Raw genomic sequence first — 24,362 nt, forward strand, 5'->3', positions numbered from 1 at the left:
TTTAAACTTCCCACCTTTTAAATTTCAGTTTTAAAATTGGAATTATCCCTTATATTTTGCTAGTTTTAATCTATCTACTGCGCTTTGGCTCTTCAAATCTTTATGTTACAGAAACTATCGATAGATCAATTACAACCCGGAATGTTTGTCAATAATGTGACTAAGCAAAATGGCAGTGTTCAAGTTAAAAATCAAGGTTGGGTACGCACACAATCAAGCATTAATAATTTGATAAAAGCAGGTATTCTTGAAGTCGAGATTGATTCAAGTAAAACGATTATTGAAAAAACAAATAATCAAACTGAAGTGGAAGAACCGATAAATGAAGCACCTTATGATCCAACATATGCAAGTGTTAGCCTAGATAAAGAGATTAACAAAGCTAAAAAACTTTATAAAGAAGCCAAAGATCTACAAACAAAAGCGTTTAAAAGTATAAAAGCAGGTAGAAAGGTTGAAATAGCACCTTTTAAAGAGGTCGCCAATAGTTTTATTGATTCAGTATTTCGTAATCAAGATGCACTTGCTTGCATTACCCGTATTCGAGAAAAAGATGCTTATCTTTTAGAGCACTCTATCAATGTATCTGTATTAATGACAATTTTCGCCAAACACCTTCATCTAGACCGTGAAATAATTCATGAGCTAGCAACGGGTGCTTTGCTGCATGATATCGGAAAAATAAAAATTGAAGATGAAATTTTAAATAAACCAGGAAAATTCACCGATAGCGAATTTGATGAAATGAAAAATCACGCCCTCTATAGCAAAGAAACCCTCGAGGAGGCTGGATTATCAGGGATCGCTGTAGAAATCGCTGGTTACCATCATGAGCGACTTGATGGTAATGGCTACCCATATGGTTTAAAAGGAGATGAAATCAGCCAGTATGTACGCATGATTTCAATTGTGGATGTATATGATGCGCTCACAGCCAAACGTGTTTATAAAAATGATATGCCGCCAATCAAAGCATTTAAAATATTAAAAAAAGACACTCCAGCCTGTTTTGACGAAGTACTCTTAAATAAATTTATTGCATGTATCGGAGTTCATCCAGTGGGTACTTTAGTTAAATTAACCAGTCAAAAACTAGGTATTGTATCTAAAAGTAACTTCCAAAACCCTTTGAAGCCATGCGTTAAATTATTTTATAGTGCAAAACACCATCACCATACAGAAGTGAAAGATATTGATTTATCCAAAAAAAGCTGCACGGATGAAATCGAAAACTCAGTAAAACCAGAAGATTTTAATATCGAATTAATGCACTTTTTTAAAACCGTATTTTTAAATTAAATGGATAATCTTAAAAAAGTATCTATTACTAAACTCACTATTGGTTCTTATGTAGAAAAAGTATCTAAGCAACTTAGCCAAGTAAAAATAATAAAAACAGGCTGGGTGAAAGATAAAAAGGCTATCGCGGAGCTTAAAAGAGAAGGAGTGATTGAAGTTGTTATAGATGTAGACCGACAACAAAAAGAAAAAAAAACACTTAAAAAACCAGACGAAAAGTTAAAAAAAAGAAAACATAAGATCTCATTTGAACAAGAGCTAATACCTGCAAAAAAAATACAACAAAGACTAATAGCAACACTCGGCGATACTCAAGAACGCGTATTAAATAATATACCTATTGATATTTTAGCTCTTGAAAAAATGTCTGAGGCAATTTTAAAGTCAGTTGCCAATCATCCACACTGCTTGCTCTGCTTGATTAGAGTGAATACCCATACAAACTCACTAATAGAACATAATATCAGAGTGGCTGTGATGCTTGCTCAGCATATGGTTTTTCAAAAAGTTAATTTTTCAGAGTCTATCCCAATTGTATTAGCTGGCTTAGTTCATGATCTAGGGAAATTATTACTACCAACAAAGCTACAAAGAACCTCTAATTCATTCACTAAAGAAATGAATATTCAACGGCAACAACATGTTAAATTAACAATGCAAATTTTAAAAATAAGCGGAGGCGCACCCAAGTTAACTTTAAAGTTATGTTATCAACAAATGGAGCGGTTAAATGGCAGTGGTTATCCTAATAATTTAGATGTCTCATCTTTACCTAAAATTTCAAAGCTTTTTGCGATTATCGATGAGTTAGATACTATAATTAGCGGTTTCGAAGGTAATAAGCCCAGAGGCTCTACTTCGGCATATCAATATTTAATGACTCAATCACCCGAGTTTTTTGATCCCGATTTATTGCAAGCCATCATTAAAAGTAGTGGTGTGTATGTCGCTGGCAGTTTAGTCAAACTCAAAACTGGAAAAATCGGTTATGTAAAAGAGTTTAAACTCGATACAGCAAGCTCACCTATTGTGCACTGTTTTTTTAATGCACGCTTTAACCATCATATAGAAGCATCTGATATTGATTTATCCGCAGAGTTTATTGAAGATGCTATTGAAGCGACCATAAATAAAAGCGATAACAAACTTGCGTTAGAGCAATATATATAAGTTTATTTATAGTATATAAAGCTTAAAGTAACCAATCATCCATAGCTGACATACTAAAGCGATATCCCTCAATACTCATTAAAGTCATTTCAGGGGCTATCTCTAATATTTTTATAGGCCCTAAACTATCTCCCTCATACAATTCCTTATTATTTAATTTTATCCAACGTCTGCTAGCATCAGTTGCATAAATATGAGCTTGATAAGTAATTTCAGGAATTAAACTTTGTATTACATCAGGCAATAACTGAATTGGCTGCGCCATTGCTGAGTCTTTGGTTGCTGTTGTTACTTCATAGCTATCATTTTCTTGGGTTGCTGCAACAGCCCTCGCAAATGCAGTTTTCAACGAGTCTGGTAATTTCGCGATTTCATTATTATCACTATTAGTTTGCGCACTGTTTACGTTTGTAGAAAGTTGCTCAATCGGCTTACCAACGACTTTATATTTACTGTAATCAATCTGTGTTTGTTGTGTATTTTCAACCTGCAATTTTTGATTATTAGGATACGCATTTTGGACAATAGGCTGATAAGCTTGACCATTAAAATTATTTTGTACTGGCACTAATTGATATTGTGTTGGCATAGTTTGCTGAACAATAACTGGCGCTGTTTGCACAGGCATAGTCACTGTCTGGGCCTGTGGTTTTGTCACTAATGTTTCATTAATCGCTTCAACAGAGTCTTGTTTTACAATATTAGATGTAGGAACTTTTGACTCTTGAAACCATCTTCCGGCCATAAAACCAACAGATAAAATAACTACAAAAGCCAATACAGCTATTAATGAAAAAGCCAATTTACGGTAAAAATTCAAATCTTTTTGCTGTGAATAATTTTGGCTTGTGTCTTTTGCATTTTGCGCAGCTCGGCTCACTTCACCTTGCTCTGACTGCTTTAATGCATCTAATAAATATGACATGAAATCCTATCCTAATTCAATTCCTGTAAAAACAGGATTTGTTAGCCTCTTATTCAACTTTGAAAAAGGGCATTAATTTGTAATACATACCACGTAGTGATCTTTATAGAGATACGCAGCAGATCTTTTTAAAAAATAAATGACAAAGCAAAACCCGTTGTAATGCACAATAATGCAGCCATAGATAGCATTACTGGAGAGGTGATTTTACTTGGCTCTTGCTCTGGTTGTAAAGGCAGCACTTCTGTTGCGGCTTGTTTCACTATGAGTTTATTAACGTATTGCTGCTGATTAGCAAATGCGCCCATCAGTGCCCTATCACATAATAAGTTAATTAACCTCGGGATCCCTGCTGTAAGCTGATGGATCAATTTAATTGAATTAGTTGCAAATATAGGAGCGTCAGTACCCGCTTTATGTAATCTATGTTGAATGTAAGCAAATACCTGCGCCTCAGTTAAAGGTAAAAGGTGATATCTCGCAGTGATCCTTTGTGCTAATTGGCGTAATTCATTACGTTTTAATAATTGTTGTAATTCCGGCTGACCAACTAGAATGATTTGCAATAGCTTTTTATGGTTGGTTTCTAAATTTGTTAATAGTCTTAACTGTTCTAATACTGCAGGTGAAAGATGCTGTGCTTCGTCAATAATCAACATAGTATGACCACCCGATTGATGGTTTTTCAACAGTCTATTCTTAATTTTATCTGTTAAATTTTTTAAACTTGCATCAGATTTTTTATATCTAATGCGAAGCTCATCACAAATACTTGCAAGCAGCTCCAACTCAGACAAAGATGGGTTTAATACAAAGGCTACCTGCGTGGTATCAGGCAGTTCTTCAAGCATACATCGAGTAACAGTTGTTTTACCTGTGCCAACCTCACCGGTTAACAAAACAAAACCTCCCGCATCACCTAAGCCAAATGTTAAATGCGCTAAAGCTTCTTTATGTCTATCACTTAAAAATAAGTATTCTGGATTAGGGGCAATAGAAAACGGTTTTTCTTCTAAACCAAAAAAGCTTAAATACACAAATAACCTCACTGCAAAATATACAACATAAAACCACACTATAATGACAAAAATCAGCTCACAAAAATACAATAAAACATAAATTAAACGGCTTTTAGTACCAAATAAGGAAAATCACATGATATTTTATGGTTTCTATATTACCCATAAACTAAAACAATCAATTTATAATCTGATAAAATAACGTGATTACTGACAAGTTTAAATTTAAAAATGAAAATATACTTAGTAGGTGGTGCTGTACGTGATGCATTATTGAATCGAACAATTAAAGAACGTGATTATGTGGTGATTGGCGCGACAATTGCTCAAATGAAACATCAAGGATTTACACAAGTCGGTAAAGACTTTCCGGTATTTTTACATCCAAAAACCAAGGATGAACACGCTTTAGCACGAACAGAAAAAAAACAAGGAAGTGGCTATACCGGTTTTATATGTGATTTTAATCCTAATATCACACTTGAAGAAGATTTAATTAGACGCGATCTCACAGTAAATGCTATTGCACAAGATGAAACAGGGGTAATAATCGACCCTTATAATGGCAAAGCTGATCTCAACAATAAAATACTACGCCATGTATCTAGCGCATTTAGTGAAGACCCATTACGTGTTTTACGTGTTGCCCGCTTTGCTGCTCGCTATCAATATCTTGGTTTTACCATAGCAGAAGAAACCATGGCCTTAATGGCTAATATGGTTACATGTGGTGAACTTAATACACTGACACCAGAGCGAGTATGGATGGAATTTGATAAATCATTATCTGATGGCAATTTTTTTACTTTCTTAAAAGTCCTAGATACTATCAAAGCGTTAAACTGCATTGCACCATCCCTCAATGCCCTATTTTCTAATACAAAAAATGAATTATTAAGCCAACGATTAGTTAATACAGAAGTTGACAGCGATATTCTATTTAGCCAACTCGCTGATTTTTTATCTCAAGAGCAAGTTAAACAATTAATTGCTGATTTAAAGCTGCCAAACCAATATAAAGAATTAATACTTTTAAAGCACAGCCATCAAGCTGACTTATTAAAAGCTGATAATCTTACTGGTAGTGAAATGCTTGCGTTATTTAATAAAGTAGATATTTGGCGACGACATGACCGCTTTGAGCGATTAATAAAATCTCTGCAAGGTAATGCATTATTTACACAAATCAAATGTGAGACATTAGAAAAATCATATAAAATTGCTGCCGCTGTAACTGCTAAGCAATTTGTTGAACAAGGCATTAAAGGCCCTGAAATTGGCAAAGCAATTATGGCTGAAAAGTTACATTTATTAGAAAAATTTTTAGCTAATCATTAGGCTTTAAACTTTTTAATAGTTTAGCTACTGACGTTGAAATACGTTTTTTACGAATGTTTTTATCTAAGCTTGGCTCTAAATATAGTTGAATAGAGCCTCGCCATGCAGCTTTCCTTTGTATGGGATCAACTATAGCGACAATTAATGTACCTTGTTTTAAATCACTATCGCTGCTTAGCTCAGGAAAAAGCTGGAACAACTCTAAGTACTCAGAACTTGTAAAGTTATCATCAGCAACAGCTAATGCGACAACTTGATATTGTGTTTCTTCTAAACCAGGAGCAAGGCTAAAATTAAAACCTTTGCCTATAATTTCTTGTTCAATCTTATGTTTTATTAATTGCGTAAATTCCGATTTTTCAGATTTTTGTAGTTCTGTTGGACTTTGCGTCCCTGTATATATTTTAAAATCCGCATACCAAGTGAGCTCTGTTTGTCGTGATATTGGTATTTGAGGATTACTTACTGCGACTACTCTTTTCTCTTTTAAATCATTAGGGTTGTGACTACACCCTAGCCCCATAAAAAATGATAACAGTGTTATTAGCAGCAATAAGTATTTCATAGCTTGTCCTTTAGTTATAACAAGCCACATCAAGTTGAAGTGGCTGATTATACCAATTCTATTAAATCGGTGAGCTAATATAAATTAGGATAAATTTTCAAGAGCAAGGCGCTTGATTGAGCAATAGCTGGCTATTGGGATTGAAAGCAACGCAGCTATTGCATATTTAAACCATTTAGATTGTTCACATATTTATTATGGTTGGTATTAATAAAGTAAAAATATAAATAATCCTATACCTAATAATAAACGATAAATGACAAATGGCATCATTCCCATACGCTCTATTATTTTTAAAAATAAATAAATACAGGCATACGCTGAGATAAAAGATAATAATGTACCTAAACCTAAAGTCGCCCAATCAACCGCTTCATTACTTAAAGCCAGCTCCAATGTGTAATATAAACCCATCATTGAAATAATTGGTATCGCTAATAAAAATGAAAAACGCGCTGCACTTTGCTTATTTAAACCTAGCATCAAACCTGCTGTAATTGTGATCCCTGAACGAGAAGTCCCCGGAAAAACAGCCGCTATAGCCTGAGAAAAACCTAAAATTAAAGCTGATTTCCAATTTAATTGATAAATTGTTTTTGTTTGTTTACCTTTTACATCTGCGTACCAAAGCAATAAACCAAAAACGATAGTTGTGATTGCGACAACCCAAGCATTACGCAGATAAAGCTCTACAAAATCTTTCGCTAAATAACCGATTAATGCCGCAGGAATTGTACCGAGTATAATCCACCACCCTAGTTTACTATCATCAGTAGACTTCGTTTTCATTGTATCGATGCTGCCTAAAGACTTAAACCAAGCACTAAGAATATCTACCACTTCTTTTTTAAAGTACATAATGACGGCAATCAATGTACCTACATGAACTGCAATATCAAATGCTAAACCTTGATCTTGCCAACCTAAAACTTGTGAAGGTAATAATAAATGCGCTGAGCTCGATATTGGTAAAAATTCAGTGAAACCTTGGATCAAGGCCAATACGATTATTTCGATAATACTCATTTAAAAGATAACTCCACTTTCCATAGTTTTTGTTGCGTTTTATCATATTTTTGCCAAATATCTTTTATTGGCAAATTATTAATTGGATGTATAAATTCAGCTGCGATATCGGCTAATGGCCATAAAACAAAGGCGTTTTTAGTGATCTCATCTCTTGGTAATTGCGCAGGACTATCACAAACAACATCATCAAAAAATAATAAATCCAAATCAAGCGTTCTTGGGCTGAATTTTTTATCCGATGGTAAACGTCCATTATCTCGCTCTATTTGCTTTAACAATGAACACACATCATTTAATGACATATCCGTATTGGCGCCAGCAACTAAATTATAAAAATTATGACCATCAAAACCAATCGATTCACTTTCAAAAACAGCAGAGCAAATCAAATCAGGAAAATGCGTTTTCAATGTTTTTATTGAATTTACAATATTTAATTCTTTATCCACATTAGAACCAATACTGATAAATATGTTTGCCATTAACTTTACTTACCTTAATTACGCGTATTATTTACTGTACGAATGATTTCAACACCCACAGTATTTGCTTCTTTAACCGCTGCGGGTTTACTGACCCTAACCTTTACTTCACTCACATTAAAGTCAGATAAAATAAATTCAGCAATTTGCTCAACGAGTGTTTCTAATAGTTCTACAGGTTTAGCTGTGACATGTTTAATAATGCGTTCACTTACAACTGCATAATCAACCGTATCATTAATATCATCAGAATTAGCTGCTGCACGAATATCCGTCAACATTTCAATATCAAAAAACAAACTTTGTTTTGTTTCTTTTTCAAAGTCGTAAACACCAATTATGGTATCAACATGTAATTGGCTTATAAATACTTTATCCATATATGGCATACTCTTAGAATATAATGTGGTAATTCTCTAATTAGGTTATTTGCGTGTATTTGCGCTAAACTTAGCTGGTCGGATACCTTTTTTCGAAAATTTTCCGTACCCTTGCGCCAAACAAATAAATAAGCGGCAGATGATAGCCCAATTTTACTAATTAAAATATAAGGATTACAGTGATAGCTGGATTGATGTTCATATTTGCATACCTTTTGGGATCTATCTCATCTGCAATCTTGATCAGCAAAATTTTTCGATTACCCGATCCGAGACATTTTGGCTCAAAAAATCCGGGCGCAACAAATATATACCGTTTAGGCGGTAAGTTTCCCGCTGTACTTGTAATGACTTTTGATATACTCAAAGGCACTGTGCCTGTTTGGGGCGCTTATTTTTTAAAGGTGGAACCCATATATTTAGGTTTTATCGGAATTGCTGCCTGCTTAGGTCATATGTATCCGATATTTTTTGGTTTTAAAGGCGGTAAAGCAGTCGCGACCGCTTTTGGTACTATGTTACCTATCGGTTTATCTCTGGCTGGTTTACTAATTTTAACTTGGGTATTAATAGTGTGGCTTACTGGATATTCGTCACTTGCAGCATTATTAACGGTTGCCATCGCACCTATTTATACTTGGTTTATAAAACCTTTATATACAGTACCAGTGCTCATGTTAAGTGTACTCATTATTTTTAGACATCACGAAAATATTGTACGTTTGCTTAAAGGTGAAGAGCCAAAAGTAAAAGATAAAAAAATATAATTTATTTAGCGAGCAAATTTAAACCCGCTAATAATATTTATTATTAAATTAGATTGGAGGTAATGAATCAATAGGCCATCTAGGGTGTGCTTTCATATCCATAGGTGCATATTGCTTTGCTTTTAACCTTTGCATTCCTGCATACGCTATCATAGCGCCATTATCAGTACAAAATTCAGTTCTAGGATAAAACACTTCTCCCTGCATACCTTGCATCATGCGTTCAAATTTTTCTCGTAAATCTTTATTTGCGCTTACACCACCGGCAATCACTAATCGCTTAATACCAGTTTGTTTTAATGCACGTTTACATTTAATAGCAAGGGTATCAACAACAGCAGTTTGAAAAGCATGGGCAATATCGGCTTTCGTTTGCTCACTACAGCCTTCAACACCGCCTTGCTCACGAATCGTAATGGCTGTGGCTGTTTTTAAACCACTGAAACTAAAATCCAGCCCAGGTTTTGACGTCATAGGACGTGGAAATACAAACTTTTTATTTTCACCTTGTTCTGCCATTTTAGCCAATAACGGACCACCAGGATAATCTAACCCTAATAATTTAGCTGTTTTATCAAATGCTTCGCCAGCTGCATCATCAACCGACTCTCCTAAAATTTGGTATTGCCCTATACCTTTAACTTCAACCAATAATGTATGGCCGCCAGATACGAGTAATGCAACAAAAGGAAAGTCAGGTTTTCTCTCTTCAAGCATAGGCGCTAGTAAATGCCCTTCCATATGATGAACAGCAACGGCAGGAATATCCCAACCAAATGCTAAAGATCGACCGATAGAAGATCCCACTAAAATAGCGCCAACAAGACCAGGCCCCGCAGTAAATGCAATGCCATCTAAATCTTCAGCGGTACAATTTGCTTCTTGAAATGCAGCTTCAATTAAAGGGAGCGCTTTACGGATATGATCTCGCGAAGCTAATTCTGGCACCACACCACCATAATCTGCATGTACCTTAATTTGACTGTACAACTGGTGTGCTAATAACCCTTTTTCATCGTCATAAATAGCAATACCTGTTTCATCGCATGACGATTCAATACCTAAAATTCGCATTATTAGTTACTCCCAGCGCCCATTAAAGAGCAAAAAATTATAAAAAAGCCATAAATCAGAGCGCAATTTTACTGACTTAGCGCAATTTTGCCAGTGATTAATATATTTACTATAATTAACCTTTACATCAAAAGGTGATTCGGATTACAATACCGCACCATTTTTAAACCAAACGGTCAATTATTGATCGGTATATGAGTTGATCTCATTAGCTATTAGGTGATTTTTAATGCCAGTAATCAAAGTAAGAGAAAACGAACCGTTTGACGTTGCACTACGTCGTTTTAAACGTTCATGTGAAAAAGCAGGTATCCTTTCAGAAGTTCGTCGTCGTGAGCACTATGAAAAGCCAACTGCAGAACGTAAGCGTAAAAAAGCTGCAGCTGTTAAACGTCTTATGAAAAAATTATCTCGCGAAAATGCACGTCGCGTTAGATTATACTAAAACTTTTCCCAGAGTCTTGTAGATGAGTTTATTAGTAACACTAAAAGATGCAATGAAAGATGCTATGCGCGCCAAAGACAAATTACGTCTTGGCACAATACGTATGGCTCTTGCTGCAATCAAGCAACGCGAAATTGATGACAAAGTAACTTTAAATGATGCTGAAATAACATCAATTATTGTGAAAATGGTTAAACAACGTCGCGATGCCCACGATCAGTATCATGAAGCAGGTCGTCAAGACTTAGCTGATATTGAAGCAAATGAAATAAGTGTACTTGAAAGTTTCTTACCGAAACCTTTAACTGAAGAAGAAATTCTTTCACTTATTGATACTGCTATTACTGATTGTAATGCTGCAGGTATGCAAGATATGGGTAAAGTAATGGGGTTAATTAAAAGCCAAGCTGAAGGTCGTGCCGATATGGGCAAAATCTCTGGTTTGATAAAGCAAAAATTAACCGCATAAAGTAGCAAATAATTAATTGTTACTAAAAACCGAGCTTATGCTCGGTTTTTTCATTTTTACTATACTTTAAATGATAGTTAGCACTTTCAAAAAATAGATAAGAATAGATCCAATTGCAATTTTTGGGTATTCTTTACAATACCACCCCCACTTTATTTACTTACTTAAAAGTTGATGGCTTAGACATTTATGGCTGGAAAAATCCCTCGTAATTTTATTGATGATTTATTAGCTCGAACAGATATTGTCGATTTAATTGATTCCTCTATCGGCCTTAAAAAATCTGGTAAAGATTATCAGGCGTGTTGTCCATTCCATAATGAAAAGTCTCCCTCTTTTACTGTATCTCAAGATAAACAGTTTTATCACTGTTTTGGTTGTGGCGCCAACGGCAACGCCATTTCATTTATGATGGAATATGAGAAGCTAGAATTTGTAGATGCCATTGAAGAGCTAGCCTCTTTATTGCATTTAGAAGTCCCAAGAGAACAAGATAATTACTCAAAAGGACCAAAAATAAGCTCTGAACAAAAACGTTCGGATTATGAGTTAATGCTTCAAGCTGCGCGTTTCTATGGTCATCAGCTAAAACATCATAAAAACTCAAGTCAAGTGATTGAATATGTAAAAGGTCGCGGACTCAGCGGAGAAACAGTCAAAAAATATTTGATTGGGTATGCACCTAGTGAATGGGATGGTTTATGTTCTCTATTTGCTCGCAATCCGAGTCAAAAGCAGCAACTGGTAGATTTAAAATTAGCCTCAGAAAAAACGCCAGGAAGATCATTTGATTTTTTCAGAGACAGGTTAATGTTTCCGATTAAAGATAAACGTGGCCGTGTGATTGGTTTTGGTGGTCGGATTATGCCAAGTGATGGTGATGATAAAAGTAGCGGCCCTAAATATCTCAACTCACCAGAAACACGAATTTTCCATAAAGGATTTGAACTTTATGGTTTATACGAAGCAAAACAAGCACATAAAAAACTAGAACAAATCCTAATCGTTGAAGGTTATATGGATGTTGTTGCTCTGTCAGAGCAAGGCATTGAATATGCAGTCGCATCATTAGGCACAGCAACTACACCTGAACATATGCATACCCTCTTTAGAACGACAGATCGTGTTATATGTTGTTACGATGGTGATAGGGCTGGCCGTGATGCTGCTTGGCGCGCCCTTGAAAATGCACTTCCCTACTTAGCTGACGGAAAAGAATTAAAGTTTGCCTTTTTACCTGATGGTGAAGACCCTGATTCTTTAGTGCTAAAAGAAGGAAAATCAGATTTTGAGCAACGACTCAGCCAATCCCAAGATTTTACAAAAGTACTATTTGAAAAGTTAGCAATTGAATGCGACCTAACAACCGATGCAGGAAAATCAAAAATACTCAGCTTAGCTTTACCTTTAATAGAAAAAGTAAAAAGTGAGTTTTATCAAGAAAACCTATTAGAGCAATTAGCACGTCTTATTGGCAGAACTAAAGAGCAATTAAATCAAAAGCTCAATAACCCAAGACAACAAAATACATTGCAAAAGAAATTCAAAATGACACCTATGCGTATCGCCATAGGTTTAATCGTACAACATCCAGAATTAGCGCGTGAAATCCCGCATTTACCAGAACTTGTTGAATTAGGTCTGCCTGGTCTTGCACTGTTTAAAAACTTACAATCTTTAAGTCTAAAAAATAACGGCATCAATACAGGTCAAATTTTAGAGTTATTTAGAGATACGCCCGAATATAGTGCATTAACTAAGCTTGCATCGTGGCAACACCAGATAGGAGATGAAACATTAGTCGCTTATTTTCAAAATACCTTTAAATTTATTGAAGATCAGTGTTTAAATCATCGCGCCGAGACCCTATTAATAAAAGATAAGACCCAAGGCCTAACGAGTGATGAAAGACAAGAATACCAATTACTCGTTTTAGCTATGGCTAACTCGAAAAAAGAACAAGCAGCAGACTAATTTAAGGCCTAGCCGATATTAATTTCCTGTGTTATACTGTTCTATTCACCTGCGCTTGTTGTTTTTAAATTATTTAAAACTTGCGCGCGACATATCAACTTATCTAAGTGGAAGAGAAAATCTCTATGGAGCAAAGTCCTCAGTCTCAGCTAAAACTCCTCATACAAAAAGGTAAAGAACAAGGTTATTTGACATTCGCACAAGTGAATGATCACCTTCCACAAGACATCATCGACTCAGATCAAGTTGAAGATATCATCAGTATGATTAATGACATGGGTATAAAGGTTAGCGAAAGCGCACCTGACGCCGATGAACTTATGATGCAAGAAACAACAACTGATGAAGATGCTGCTGAAGCAGCTGCTGCCGCACTTGCTACGGTAGACAAAGAAATTGGTCGTACAACAGATCCTGTTCGCATGTATATGCGTGAAATGGGGACTGTAGAACTTCTGACACGTGAAGGCGAAATTGTAATCGCTAAACGTATCGAAGACGGTATCAACCAAGTTCAGATTTCTGTTGCAGAATACCCTGAAACAATTACATACCTTTTAGACCGTTGGGATAAATTTGAAGCTGAAGAGATTCGCCTAAGCGACATCATCAATGGCTTTATCGATCCAAACGAAGAAGAAATTGCTATTCAAGCAACTCATATCGGTTCAGCTTTAAGCGATCAAGAGCTTAAAGATGAAGACGGTGAAGATGATGAAGACGAGGAAGAAGTTGATACAGGCCCTTGTCCTGAACTTGCTCGTGAAAACTTTGAAAATCTAAGAGATTTAAATACAAAAGCACGTGAAATAATTGAAGTTAATGGTCGTGACCATGCTGATACTAAAGCTGCTTTTGCTGAAATTGCTGAATTATTCCAAACTTTCAAATTAATTCCAAAAGAATTTGATCGTTTAGTTAATAACATGCGTGAAACAATGGACAAAGTCCGTGTTCAAGAACGTCTTGTTATGAAACATGCTGTTCAATATGCAAAAATGCCTAAAAAGACTTTTGTTAAGCATTTTGTAAATAATGAAACAAACAATGCATGGTTAAAATTTGAAGTGGCACTAGGTGAATCTTACTCTGATAAGCTAGCTGAATGTGAAGGCGACATTGGTCGTTGTATTAAAAAATTACATATTATTGAACAAGCGTGTGGCTTATCAATTTCGAATATTAAAGACATCAACCGTCGTATGAGTATTGGTGAAGCGAAAGCGCGCCGTGCTAAAAAAGAAATGGTTGAAGCAAACTTACGTCTTGTAATTTCAATTGCTAAAAAATACACAAACCGTGGTTTACAATTCTTAGATTTAATCCAAGAAGGTAACATTGGTTTAATGAAAGCTGTTGATAAGTTTGAATACCGTCGTGGTTACAAATTCTCAACTTATGCTACATGGTGGATACGCCAAGCTATCACTCGCTCAATTGCGGATCAGGCACGTACAATCCGTATTCCGGTACATATGATAGAAACGATTAATAAACTTAACCGTATCTCACGTCAAATGTTACAAGAAATGGGTAGAGAGCCAAACCCAGAAGAATTAGCAGAACGCATGTTAATGCCTGAAGATAAAATTCGTAAGGTATTAAAAATTGCTAAAGAGCCAATTTCAATGGAAACACCAATTGGTGATGATGAAGATTCACACTTAGGTGACTTCATTGAAGATTCAACAATTGAATCTCCAATTGATGCTGCGACGATGGAAAGCCTAAAAGGTGCAACATTAGATGTACTTTCTGGTTTAACAGCACGTGAAGCTAAAGTATTAAGAATGCGTTTTGGTATTGATATGAATACTGACCATACTTTAGAAGAAGTGGGCAAACAGTTTGATGTAACACGTGAGCGTATACGTCAAATTGAAGCAAAAGCTTTACGTAAACTACGTCACCCTTCACGTTCTGATTTACTTAAGAGTTTCTTAGACGCTAAAGGCTAAATCGCTCAGCGATTTTGATGTAAAAAATAGAAAGGTCGCTTAGCGGCCTTTTTTAATGAATAATTTTGATGAAATATATAAAGAGGATAATCCCATGGCTTGGATCCAAATTCGTATACCAGCTACAAAAACCACAGCCGATGTGATCAGCGACTACTTAGTTGAAGTAGGTAGTGCATCTGTAACCTTTATGGATTCAGATAACAGCCCAGTATATGAACCTAAACCAGGTGAAGTTATTTTTTGGGCACAAACAACTATTATCGGCCTTTTTGACGCTAGCCATGATATGCAGCAAGTAATTGAGTACCTCCAAGAAAAGCCTGAACTAAAAGACAACTTCAACTACAAAATTGAGCAGCTTGAAGATAAAGACTGGGAACGTGAATGGATGGAAAACTTTCACCCAATTAAATTTGGTGAACGTTTATGGATCTGCCCAAGCTGGAGAGACGTACCCGATCCAACAGCCGTAAATGTGATGTTAGATCCGGGCTTAGCATTTGGCACTGGTACACACTCTACAACTGCATTATGTTTAAAATGGTTAGAGTCGTTAGACTTAACAGATAAAACTGTCGTTGATTTTGGTTGTGGTTCAGGCATTTTAGGCATTGCAGCCATTAAACTGGGTGCAAAACGTGTTATTGGTATTGATATCGATCCACAAGCCTTAGAGGCAAGCTTAGATAATGCACAGCGCAATGGTGTAAGAGATCAATTAGAAGTTTATTTACCTGAAAACCAACCTGAGTTTAAAGCAGATGTTGTTGTTGCTAATATTCTTGCGGCACCACTTCGTGAACTGCACCAAGTTATTTTAGGTTTAGGTAAAAATGGTGCTGAGTTTGCGCTATCAGGCATTTTAGAAGAGCAAGCACAATCAGTATGTGATGTTTACCAGCCTTTATGTGAACTCTCTCCAATTGAAATTGATGGCGAGTGGGTTCGTGTAAGTGGTACAAAAAAGTAAACGAGTATATTCTTAAGCCTATATAGAGTTAGCATTTAATTAAAAAATGCTAACTCTATTTTAATGTTAAATTTAAAGAAGGCTTAAATGAAATTCACTAAAGCATTATTTATTATCTCCGTGTTATTTTTTGTAACTGCATGTGCAAGCCAGCCTCAAAAAAATACAATGCAATCTAAAAATTGCCATCAGTTAATTCAAGATGTCGATAGTAATAACGCTTCCGCTGGTGATGAGTTATTAAATCAATGCCTGCAAAAAACACCTTCCACACAAAAAGACCCCAAACAAAACTCAAATATCTGGCTAAACACCTTAGGTGAGTTTATAGCTCAAGCATTAAATTCACTGAGTTAACGCTACTTAACCACAAAAATAAATCAATTTCCTTGAGCTTATAGAAAGTCAATAGAAAAAGATTAAAAAAAAGCACTTTTGTTCAAAATATAACCTTTGATTTTTGCTGAAAAAAAAGTAGAATTAGCGCCCCTTGAATGGTGAGCCATAAAACATAGTGCAGATAGGCCCTTATAAACTGGAAAACAATGTCATAGTCGCGCCAATGGCCGGTGTGACAGACAGACCTTTTAGACAACTTTGCCGACGCTTAGGCGCAGGACTAGCTGTATCTGAAATGTTATCGTCAAATCCAAAAGTATGGAAAACAGAGAAATCTATGAACCGTATGGACCATAGTGGCGAATCAGGGATCCGCGCAGTGCAAATTGCAGGTTCTGATCCAACATTAATGGCACAGGCAGCACAATTGAATGTAGCTAATGGCGCCCAAATTGTTGATATCAACATGGGTTGCCCAGCCAAAAAAGTGAATAAAAAACTTGCGGGTTCAGCATTATTACAATATCCGGATTTAGTTGAAGTAATTGTAAAGTCAGTAGTCGATGCTGTTGATGTTCCAGTTACTTTAAAAATTCGTACCGGTTGGAATACCGATAATCGTAATGGTATTGAAATCGCAAGGATAGCTGAACGAAATGGTATCGCATCTTTAGCCGTGCATGGTCGAACAAAAGCCTGTATGTATAAAGGTGAAGCAGAATACGACACCATAAGGGATATAAAACGTTCAGTGTCCATACCTATTGTCGCTAATGGAGATATTACATCTCCTGAAAAAGCAAAACAGGTATTGGACTACACGGGAGCAGATGCCGTCATGATAGGTCGAGCAGCTCAAGGCAGACCCTGGATTTTCAGGGAAACTGCACATTACTTAAAAACCGGTGAGTTTTTACCTGAGCCAGAAATCGCTGAGGTAGAAAGCATTTTAATGGAACATTTAGTTAATTTGCATCAGTTTTACGGTGAAGTAATGGGAGTGCGCATCGCACGAAAACATGTATCTTGGTATTTGCAAACCCATGATAAAGAAGGACAGTTTAGGCGTGTATTTAATGCCCTAGAGACAGCTCAAGAGCAAGTTTCGGTACTAAATAATTATTTTCAAGCAATTTAAGAAAGAGAAACAAGACAATGTTCGAACAAAATGTGACTTCTCCATTTATTACAAACGCTCATGTCCAGTCACAAGAGAAACCGCAACCGTTACGTGACGCAGTTAAAAAAGCTGTTCATCACTACCTGAAGCAGCTTAATGGTCAAGACGTTGAAGACGTTTATGAGCTTGTTCTTTCTGAACTAGAAGCGCCACTACTTGAAGAAGTAATGACATATACACGTGGTAATCAAACGCGTGCGTCAATCTTACTAGGCATCAACCGTGGTACGCTACGTAAGAAGCTTAAAAAGTACGGCATGAACTAAATACGCAGTTTAAACTGCATAAAAAGCACCCTCGGGTGCTTTTTTGTTAACTCTTTTAAATAACAACTTAATCTACCCCACTATAGAGGTTATAAAACTACAATGGATACTCTTCGTCCAGTACGTCGCGCATTATTAAGCGTTTCAGATAAAACCGGTATTGTTGATTTTGCTCGAGCTCTTTCGGCTAAAGGTGTTGAACTACTTTCTACAGGTGGTACTTGTAAGCTACTAGCTGACAATGGCATCTCGGTCACTGAAGTATCAAACCATACTGGTCATCCAGAAATCATGGACGGTCGTGTAAAAACGCTTCACCCTAAAATTCATGGTGGTATCCTAGCTCGCCGTGGTCAAGATGAAGCAGTAATGGCTGAAAACGATATTTCAGCAATTGATATGGTTGTAGTTAACCTATACCCATTTGCACAAACTGTCGCAAATGAAAATTGTTCTTTAGAAGATGCAATCGAGAATATCGATATTGGCGGACCAACTATGGTGCGTGCAGCAGCTAAAAATAACAAGGACGTGACTATCATAGTTAATGTTGCTGATTATGACCGCGTATTAGCGGATATGGACGCAAACGACGGTGCTACTACATACCAAACACGTTTTGATTTAGCGATTGCGGCATTTGAGCATACTGCACAATACGATGGCATGATAGCAAACTACTTCGGCACAAAAGTACCTGCACACGTACTTGATGAGACTGCTGAAAATAACAATGATCCAGAGTCTAAATTCCCACGTACAATTAATTTTCAGTTTACTAAAAAGCAAGATATGCGCTACGGTGAAAACTCACACCAAGACGCTGCTTTTTACGTAGAAAATGGCATTGAAGAAGCATCTGTTGCAACTGCAAAACAATTACAAGGTAAAGCTTTATCTTTTAATAATATTGCAGATACAGATTCAGCGCTTGAATGTGTTAAAGAATTCACTACACCTGCATGTGTAATCGTAAAACATGCTAACCCATGTGGCGTTGCACAAGGTGATAATATTTTAGAAGCTTACGAACGTGCTTTTAAAACTGATCCTACATCTGCATTTGGTGGCATCATCGCATTTAACCAAGAATTAGATGCAGACACTGCTGAAGCAATTGTTTCACGTCAATTTGTTGAAGTGATTATTGCACCTAAAGTTTCAGATGCGGCAGCACAAATTGTTGCAGCTAAGAAAAATGTACGTCTATTAGAGTGCGGTGAATGGTCAGCTAAAACATCTGGCGTTGATATCAAGCGTGTAAACGGCGGTGTTTTAATTCAAGATCGCGATACAGGCATGGTAGAAACTAGCGAGTTAACAGTTGTTTCTAAACGTCAACCAACAGAAGAAGAAATGAAAGATTTAATGTTTAGCTGGAAAGTAGCTAAATTTGTTAAATCTAATGCCATTATCTATGTTAAAGACGGTATGACTATCGGTGTAGGCGCTGGCCAAATGAGCCGCGTATACTCAGCTAAAATAGCGGGTATTAAAGCTGCTGATGAAAACCTTGAAGTTAAAGGGTCTGTAATGGCATCAGATGCCTTCTTCCCATTCCGTGATGGTATCGATGCAGCTGCAGCTGCAGGTATTTCAGCGGTTATCCAACCTGGTGGCTCAATTCGTGATGAAGAAATCATCGCAGCAGCTGACGAAGCAGGAATGGCTATGGTATTTACTGGCATGCGTCACTTCCGCCATTAAAACCAACAAAAAAAGCCGATTTATATCGGCTTTTTTGTTTTTATAACAAAACAAATTTTCATATATAATTTTGTTTGCTATAAAAATAAAGTTTTATTGGGGTCTTTGCTTTTTTTCTGTTATTTTCGAGTCCTTAATAACAATAATAAAATTATCAAAATTTTTATATCTTGAGATAAAAATGAAATTAACATCACTTATAATAAAAACTGCATTTATTCTAACTTTTACATCCAGTTTAACTGCATGTAAATCTACAGATATTAATACCCTCTTAACGGATTCTATTACTAGCGATTTACGTTCGCAGCAAAATAAAAATAGAGATCAATACCGACACCCAAAAGAAACTTTAGCCTTTTTTGGCTTACAGCCAAATATGACCGTTGTTGAAATTTGGCCTGGTTCTGGTTGGTACTCTGAAATACTCGCCCCAGTATTAAAGGAAGAAGGTAATTACTTTGCCGCTAACTTCCCTTCAGATTCTGAAGTTAAATACTACCAACGTGCATTACAAAACTACAAAAATAAACTTGCAACTGATCAAGCCTACAGTAGAGTAAAAGTTTCTGAGTTTTATCCTGGCAGCCATCACGCTATTGCCCCCGAAGAAAGCGCCGATATGGTGCTCACTTTTAGAAATTTACATAATTGGTATATGCAAAGGGACAATGAAGGTGTTGAGAATGCCTTTAAAGCTTTTTTTGCAGCCTTAAAACCTGGTGGTGTATTAGGTTTAGTTGATCACCGCTTACCGGAAGTAAGACATTCAGCAAAAGCAAAACGCTCAGGATACGTAAAAGAAAGTTGGGTGATAGCTTTAGCTCAACAGGCAGGCTTTGTCTTAGTTGCAAAAAGTGAGATTAACGCTAATCCAAAAGATACCGCTGATCATGCAAAAGGCGTGTGGACGTTACCTCCGCGATTAGCATCAGGCGAAACTGATACAAATAAATATTTAGCGATAGGCGAAAGCGATCGCATGACTTTAAAATTTATAAAACCTTTAGCCAAACCTTAAATTAGGAAAAAAAAATGAACATACTTGTTATTGGTAGTGGTGGTCGTGAACATGCATTAGCATTTAAAGCCGCTCAATCAACTGAAGTAAAAAACGTTTTTGTCGCACCAGGTAATGCAGGAACTGCATTAGAACCAAAACTTAAAAATGTTGCGATTGGTGTTGAAGATATTGAAGCGCTAATCAATTTTGTTAAAGAAAACAAAGTTGAACTTACAATTGTTGGACCTGAAGCGCCTCTAGTTATTGGTGTTGTAGATAGATTCCGCGAAGAAGGACTTGCTATCTTTGGGCCTACTCAAGCAGCTGCACAGCTGGAAGGTTCCAAATCATTTACAAAAGATTTCTTAGCACGTCATGATATTCCAACTGGGTATTACCAAACATTTACAGAAATCGATCCTGCTATCGCTTATGTAAAAGAAAATGGTGCTCCGATTGTAATTAAAGCTGATGGCTTAGCAGCTGGTAAAGGCGTTATTGTTGCTATGACAGAAGTTGAAGCACAAGATGCAATCAAAGATATGCTTGCAGGTAATGCATTTGGTGAAGCTGGCAGCAGAGTTGTAATTGAAGAATTTCTTGAAGGTGAAGAAGCTTCTTTCATTGTAATGGTTGATGGTAAAAATGTACTACCATTTGCTACAAGCCAAGATCACAAACGTGCGTACAATGAAGACAAAGGTCCTAATACAGGTGGTATGGGTGCATACTCTCCAGCACCAGTTGTAACTGATGAAATTCATCAACGCATCATGAATGAAGTTATCATTCCAACAGTGAAAGGCATGCACGATGAAGGTCACCCCTACACTGGTTTCCTATATGCTGGTTTAATGATTGATGCTGATGGCACACCTAAAGTTATCGAATTTAATTGTCGTTTTGGCGACCCTGAAACACAACCTATCATGTTACGTTTAAAATCTGATTTAGTTGAATTGTTACTTGCAGCTGAGCGTGTGGAGCTAGATCAAGCAGAAATTCAGTTTGATACGCGAGCTGCTGTAGGCGTTGTATTGGCAGCAGCAGGTTACCCAGCGTCTTACCCTAAAGGCGATGAAATTTCAGGCCTTAAAGTAGAATACCCAGCTGGCACTAAAGTTTTTCATGCTGGTACTAAGGAATTAGATGGTAAAGTTGTAACTTCTGGTGGTCGTGTTTTATGTGCAACTGCACTTGGTAACACAGTAACTGAAGCACAGCAAAGCGCCTATGAACTAGTGAAAGAAATTGATTGGAAAGGTGTTGAGTATCGTACAGACATCGCTTATCGTGCAATTGAACGCGAACAAAGCTAAATCGATTAAATTAAAGTATTAGGGGCTTTCGTCCCTATTACTTTTACATGTGTTTATATTTTGTAAAGTTAATTAATACTTTTAAACAGTAAATAATTCAAACTAATGCTAATATCTTTATATAATATGATTTAGTGTTCACTACTTGATGCTTTCTGCGCACTTTCAAAGAAAAACTTATGGTCTTTTTATATTAACAATTTTAATAATGTTAATATTATTTTTAGTATCTGCCATTTCTGACCCAACACAAAGAGCCATAGATAAAACATATTCAATTCATAGTAATACCACTTTTTTATTAGACCCCACAGATAAGTTGACGACACAGGAATTATTGCTAAAGCCAAACTTATTTAGTCAAGGTGCTTTAACTGATATACCTTGGAGTTTTATTCAACAAACTTACTGGATAAAGATAAAGCTCAACAATAAAGCTAATACCCCTCATTCATTGGTCGCCCATTTTGATAACCCTATGTTAGATGTATTGCACGTTATGCAAATTGGTCAGGACCTAAATATTTTAAATGAAAAGTTAATGGGGGACTTGAATTTAGATTTAAATTTGAGTGATAAAAAAACCCCTTCATATGAATTTAATATTGCATCAAAAGGCGATGTGAAATTACTTATAAAAATAAAAACAACAGGCATTGCAAAAACCCCAATTCGCATTTATGAATATCACGATTATTTAACGTTAACTAATGATATCTATCTTATATGGGGCATATTTATTGGCATCATGTTAATGATAGCTTTATATAACTTAGTACTTTTTTTTGGCATGAAAGACTGCATTTATCTGATTTATATCAGCTACATTATATCGGTATTAATGTTGATGGGCGTTGTTTTAGGGTTTGGATATCTTATTTGGCCACTATCAATACAAACCTTATTTCAGCAACAAGTTGTTTCTCTTAATTATCTGATTGCTGTTTTCACCCTGCTATTTGCTATCTTCTTTCTTCGATATCACAAAGAAAAAGACACACTTTATAATCTTGCTATGTATTACACTTTGTTTATGACTGTGATGGGAATAGCATCGTTATGGATCCCCGAATACATAGCTGCACAAATATTTTTTATTGTGTTATTTATATTTTATATTTTAAGTTTTGTTTTAATTTATAAAAAACTCACGATTAACTTTCATTGGGCAAAATTTTATATTATTTCTTGGCTGCCTTTAATAATAGGTGCGGCAATACAACCTATGATGTTAACAGGCGTGATTGAGTATTCATTTTTAGCCCGCCATGCTTTTTTAATCGGTGTATTATTTGAAGTAACTTTAATGGCAATGGCATTGGCCGAACGAATGAGCCACCAAAAAGAATTAGCATTCTACAACGCGACTCATGATCATGAGCTAAATTTACCAAACTTTAGTTTCTTAGAAACAACCATACAAAAACTAATAGATAACGATCGTCGATTTTCTGTATGTTTAATTGAAGTATCTCGCTTTAATACCATAGCACCCTATATTAGCAATAAAGAAAGCCAAACACTGATCTCTCATGTCGCTAATGATATCGATTTTCACATAAATACTGACAGTCATTTTTTATATTTTGAGCGTAAAAACAATTTAGAAATTAAAATTGCAAAAGCAAAAGATGGGGTACTTGCCATACTCGCCTCACGATTCATTAATGAACAAGAGCTCATCAAACAGCTCACTCAACTGCAAAACTCACTCTCAAAAGATATAAATCTCAGTGGTTTTTTTATAAATTTACAAACTAAAATTGGTATTTATTCGGCAAATGAAAGCTGTGAAACGGCAGCTATTATGCTGAAAAAATCCTTTCAGGCATTAGATAAAAGCAAACGAGAAGGACTGAATATGAGCTTTTATCAAACAAGTGATACTTACAATATTGCGCAAAGGCTCACACTTGCAACTGAACTTCAACAAGCAATTCAAAATAATGAGTTACAGCTTTTTCATCAACCACAAATTAATTTAGCTGACACTTCAATACATGGCTCCGAGGTGCTATTACGCTGGCAGCATCCTGTTCATGGCTTTATTCCACCTGATATGTTTATCCGCATAGCAGAAGATACTGGCATCATAAACGAATTAACTATGTGGGTACTCAATACTGCCTGCCAACAGTTAAGCCTTTTAATTGACTTAAATTACACTGAACATAATTTATCAATCAATATTAGCGGCAGAGATGTTGCCAACCATGACTTTTTAACAAAAGTAAAAGATATTTTAGCTCAATATAAGCTCCCTACTAATTTACTCAATTTTGAATTAACAGAATCTGTGATGGTGAGTGATTTTAATCACTTGAGTAAATTAATGAAAAACCTATCTCAAATGGGTATTCAAGTATCGGTAGATGACTATGGGACGGGCTACTCATCTTTAGCTTATATTTCACAATTACCATTTAATGAATTAAAAATAGATAAAAGTTTTATTTTAGATCTTGCTGAATCAAAAAGAAATTTAACGATCGTTAAAACCACTATCGATATGGCTAAAAGCTTAGAGCTTAAAGTTGTGGCTGAAGGAATAGAGTCAGCAGAAATTGAAAAAAACCTAATGAATTGTCACTGTGATATTGGGCAAGGCTACTATTACTCTAAACCATTAGAGTTTGGACAATTTCAGCAATGGTTAGCTGACTATAAAAGTAATTAAAGCT

23 protein-coding genes are annotated in these 24,362 nt (G+C 36.0%); 16 read left to right on the forward strand and 7 right to left on the reverse strand.

What is annotated here, in order from left to right:
• Positions 1 to 102 precede the first annotated feature (102 nt).
• Both KO527_RS08800 and KO527_RS08805 read left to right on the forward strand, forming a co-directional pair.
• Positions 103 to 1,299, forward strand: coding sequence for an HD-GYP domain-containing protein (locus KO527_RS08800; RefSeq protein WP_216039945.1), 1,197 nt, complete (start codon positions 103 to 105; stop codon positions 1,297 to 1,299).
• Positions 1,300 to 2,469, forward strand: coding sequence for an HD domain-containing phosphohydrolase (locus tag KO527_RS08805; RefSeq protein WP_216039946.1), 1,170 nt, complete (start codon positions 1,300 to 1,302; stop codon positions 2,467 to 2,469).
• Between the two features lie 22 nt (positions 2,470 to 2,491).
• Here KO527_RS08805 and KO527_RS08810 read toward each other — a convergent pair whose 3' ends face one another.
• Together KO527_RS08810 and KO527_RS08815 are read right to left on the reverse strand one after the other, a co-directional pair.
• Positions 2,492 to 3,394, reverse strand: a complete 903-nt coding sequence (locus KO527_RS08810; protein ID WP_216039947.1) for a general secretion pathway protein GspB — start codon at positions 3,392 to 3,394, stop codon at positions 2,492 to 2,494.
• 128 nt (positions 3,395 to 3,522) lie between these two features.
• On the reverse strand, positions 3,523 to 4,431 hold the full coding sequence (locus KO527_RS08815) for an AAA family ATPase (RefSeq protein WP_216039948.1): 909 nt from the start codon (positions 4,429 to 4,431) through the stop codon (positions 3,523 to 3,525).
• A 213-nt stretch (positions 4,432 to 4,644) separates the two neighbouring features.
• Between KO527_RS08815 and KO527_RS26255 the strand changes: the two genes are divergently transcribed.
• On the forward strand, positions 4,645 to 5,751 hold the full coding sequence (locus KO527_RS26255) for a tRNA nucleotidyltransferase (protein ID WP_216039949.1): 1,107 nt from the start codon (positions 4,645 to 4,647) through the stop codon (positions 5,749 to 5,751).
• Here KO527_RS26255 and KO527_RS08825 read toward each other — a convergent pair.
• The 4 genes from KO527_RS08825 to folB form a co-directional block, all read right to left on the reverse strand.
• The gene (locus KO527_RS08825) at positions 5,741 to 6,316 is read right to left on the reverse strand and encodes a hypothetical protein (RefSeq protein WP_216039950.1); all 576 of its coding nucleotides are present in this window, start codon (positions 6,314 to 6,316) and stop codon (positions 5,741 to 5,743) included. The genes KO527_RS26255 and KO527_RS08825 overlap by 11 nt on opposite strands.
• Before the next feature lie 207 nt (positions 6,317 to 6,523).
• Positions 6,524 to 7,342 carry an undecaprenyl-diphosphate phosphatase gene (locus tag KO527_RS08830; protein ID WP_216039951.1) on the reverse strand — a complete coding sequence of 273 codons (819 nt, stop codon included), beginning with the start codon at positions 7,340 to 7,342 and terminating at the stop codon, positions 6,524 to 6,526.
• Complete coding sequence (folK, locus tag KO527_RS08835; protein ID WP_216039952.1) at positions 7,339 to 7,827, reverse strand: 2-amino-4-hydroxy-6-hydroxymethyldihydropteridine diphosphokinase; 489 nt, start codon at positions 7,825 to 7,827, stop codon at positions 7,339 to 7,341. The genes KO527_RS08830 and folK overlap by 4 nt, the downstream gene beginning before the upstream one ends.
• A 14-nt stretch (positions 7,828 to 7,841) precedes the next feature.
• Positions 7,842 to 8,207: a dihydroneopterin aldolase gene (folB, locus tag KO527_RS08840; protein WP_216039953.1), complete on the reverse strand. Its 366-nt coding sequence runs from the start codon at positions 8,205 to 8,207 to the stop codon at positions 7,842 to 7,844.
• A gap of 179 nt (positions 8,208 to 8,386) precedes the next feature.
• On the opposite strand from folB, the gene plsY reads away from it, so the two are divergent.
• Complete coding sequence (plsY, locus tag KO527_RS08845) at positions 8,387 to 8,974, forward strand: glycerol-3-phosphate 1-O-acyltransferase PlsY (protein ID WP_216039954.1); 588 nt, start codon at positions 8,387 to 8,389, stop codon at positions 8,972 to 8,974.
• 48 nt (positions 8,975 to 9,022) lie between these two features.
• On the opposite strand, the gene tsaD is transcribed toward plsY, so the two are convergent.
• Complete coding sequence (tsaD, locus tag KO527_RS08850; RefSeq protein WP_216039955.1) at positions 9,023 to 10,048, reverse strand: tRNA (adenosine(37)-N6)-threonylcarbamoyltransferase complex transferase subunit TsaD; 1,026 nt, start codon at positions 10,046 to 10,048, stop codon at positions 9,023 to 9,025.
• Positions 10,049 to 10,277: 229 nt separating this feature from the next.
• Here tsaD and rpsU point away from each other — a divergent pair, with 229 nt between their 5' ends.
• The 12 genes from rpsU (at position 10,278) to KO527_RS08910 (ending at position 24,358) form a co-directional block, all read left to right on the forward strand.
• Positions 10,278 to 10,493, forward strand: coding sequence for a 30S ribosomal protein S21 (gene rpsU, locus KO527_RS08855; protein ID WP_042147013.1), 216 nt, complete (start codon positions 10,278 to 10,280; stop codon positions 10,491 to 10,493).
• A 22-nt stretch (positions 10,494 to 10,515) separates the two neighbouring features.
• Positions 10,516 to 10,962, forward strand: a complete 447-nt coding sequence (locus tag KO527_RS08860; protein ID WP_216039956.1) for a GatB/YqeY domain-containing protein — start codon at positions 10,516 to 10,518, stop codon at positions 10,960 to 10,962.
• A gap of 189 nt (positions 10,963 to 11,151) precedes the next feature.
• On the forward strand, positions 11,152 to 12,936 hold the full coding sequence (dnaG, locus tag KO527_RS08865) for a DNA primase (protein WP_216039957.1): 1,785 nt from the start codon (positions 11,152 to 11,154) through the stop codon (positions 12,934 to 12,936).
• A gap of 125 nt (positions 12,937 to 13,061) precedes the next feature.
• Entirely contained in the window at positions 13,062 to 14,894 is a 1,833-nt protein-coding gene (rpoD, locus tag KO527_RS08870) for an RNA polymerase sigma factor RpoD (protein WP_216039958.1), read from the forward strand.
• A 94-nt stretch (positions 14,895 to 14,988) separates the two neighbouring features.
• Positions 14,989 to 15,867 carry a 50S ribosomal protein L11 methyltransferase gene (gene prmA, locus KO527_RS08875; protein WP_216039959.1) on the forward strand — a complete coding sequence of 293 codons (879 nt, stop codon included), beginning with the start codon at positions 14,989 to 14,991 and terminating at the stop codon, positions 15,865 to 15,867.
• Positions 15,868 to 15,954: 87 nt separating this feature from the next.
• Positions 15,955 to 16,224 carry a hypothetical protein gene (locus KO527_RS08880; protein ID WP_216039960.1) on the forward strand — a complete coding sequence of 90 codons (270 nt, stop codon included), beginning with the start codon at positions 15,955 to 15,957 and terminating at the stop codon, positions 16,222 to 16,224.
• Between the two features lie 157 nt (positions 16,225 to 16,381).
• Positions 16,382 to 17,344, forward strand: coding sequence for a tRNA dihydrouridine synthase DusB (dusB, locus tag KO527_RS08885; protein WP_042146999.1), 963 nt, complete (start codon positions 16,382 to 16,384; stop codon positions 17,342 to 17,344).
• Positions 17,345 to 17,361: 17 nt separating this feature from the next.
• Positions 17,362 to 17,652, forward strand: coding sequence for a DNA-binding transcriptional regulator Fis (gene fis, locus KO527_RS08890; RefSeq protein WP_042146997.1), 291 nt, complete (start codon positions 17,362 to 17,364; stop codon positions 17,650 to 17,652).
• Between the two features lie 102 nt (positions 17,653 to 17,754).
• On the forward strand, positions 17,755 to 19,359 hold the full coding sequence (gene purH / locus KO527_RS08895; protein WP_216039961.1) for a bifunctional phosphoribosylaminoimidazolecarboxamide formyltransferase/IMP cyclohydrolase: 1,605 nt from the start codon (positions 17,755 to 17,757) through the stop codon (positions 19,357 to 19,359).
• A 175-nt stretch (positions 19,360 to 19,534) separates the two neighbouring features.
• Entirely contained in the window at positions 19,535 to 20,380 is an 846-nt protein-coding gene (locus KO527_RS08900) for a methyltransferase (protein WP_216040029.1), read from the forward strand.
• Between the two features lie 14 nt (positions 20,381 to 20,394).
• The gene (gene purD / locus KO527_RS08905; RefSeq protein WP_216039962.1) at positions 20,395 to 21,681 is read left to right on the forward strand and encodes a phosphoribosylamine--glycine ligase; all 1,287 of its coding nucleotides are present in this window, start codon (positions 20,395 to 20,397) and stop codon (positions 21,679 to 21,681) included.
• Between the two features lie 208 nt (positions 21,682 to 21,889).
• Positions 21,890 to 24,358, forward strand: a complete 2,469-nt coding sequence (locus KO527_RS08910) for an EAL domain-containing protein (RefSeq protein ID WP_216039963.1) — start codon at positions 21,890 to 21,892, stop codon at positions 24,356 to 24,358.
• Positions 24,359 to 24,362 lie beyond the last annotated feature (4 nt).

The sequence above is a fragment of the Pseudoalteromonas sp. C2R02 genome (genome assembly GCF_018860845.1).
Lineage (GTDB): Bacteria > Pseudomonadota > Gammaproteobacteria > Enterobacterales > Alteromonadaceae > Pseudoalteromonas.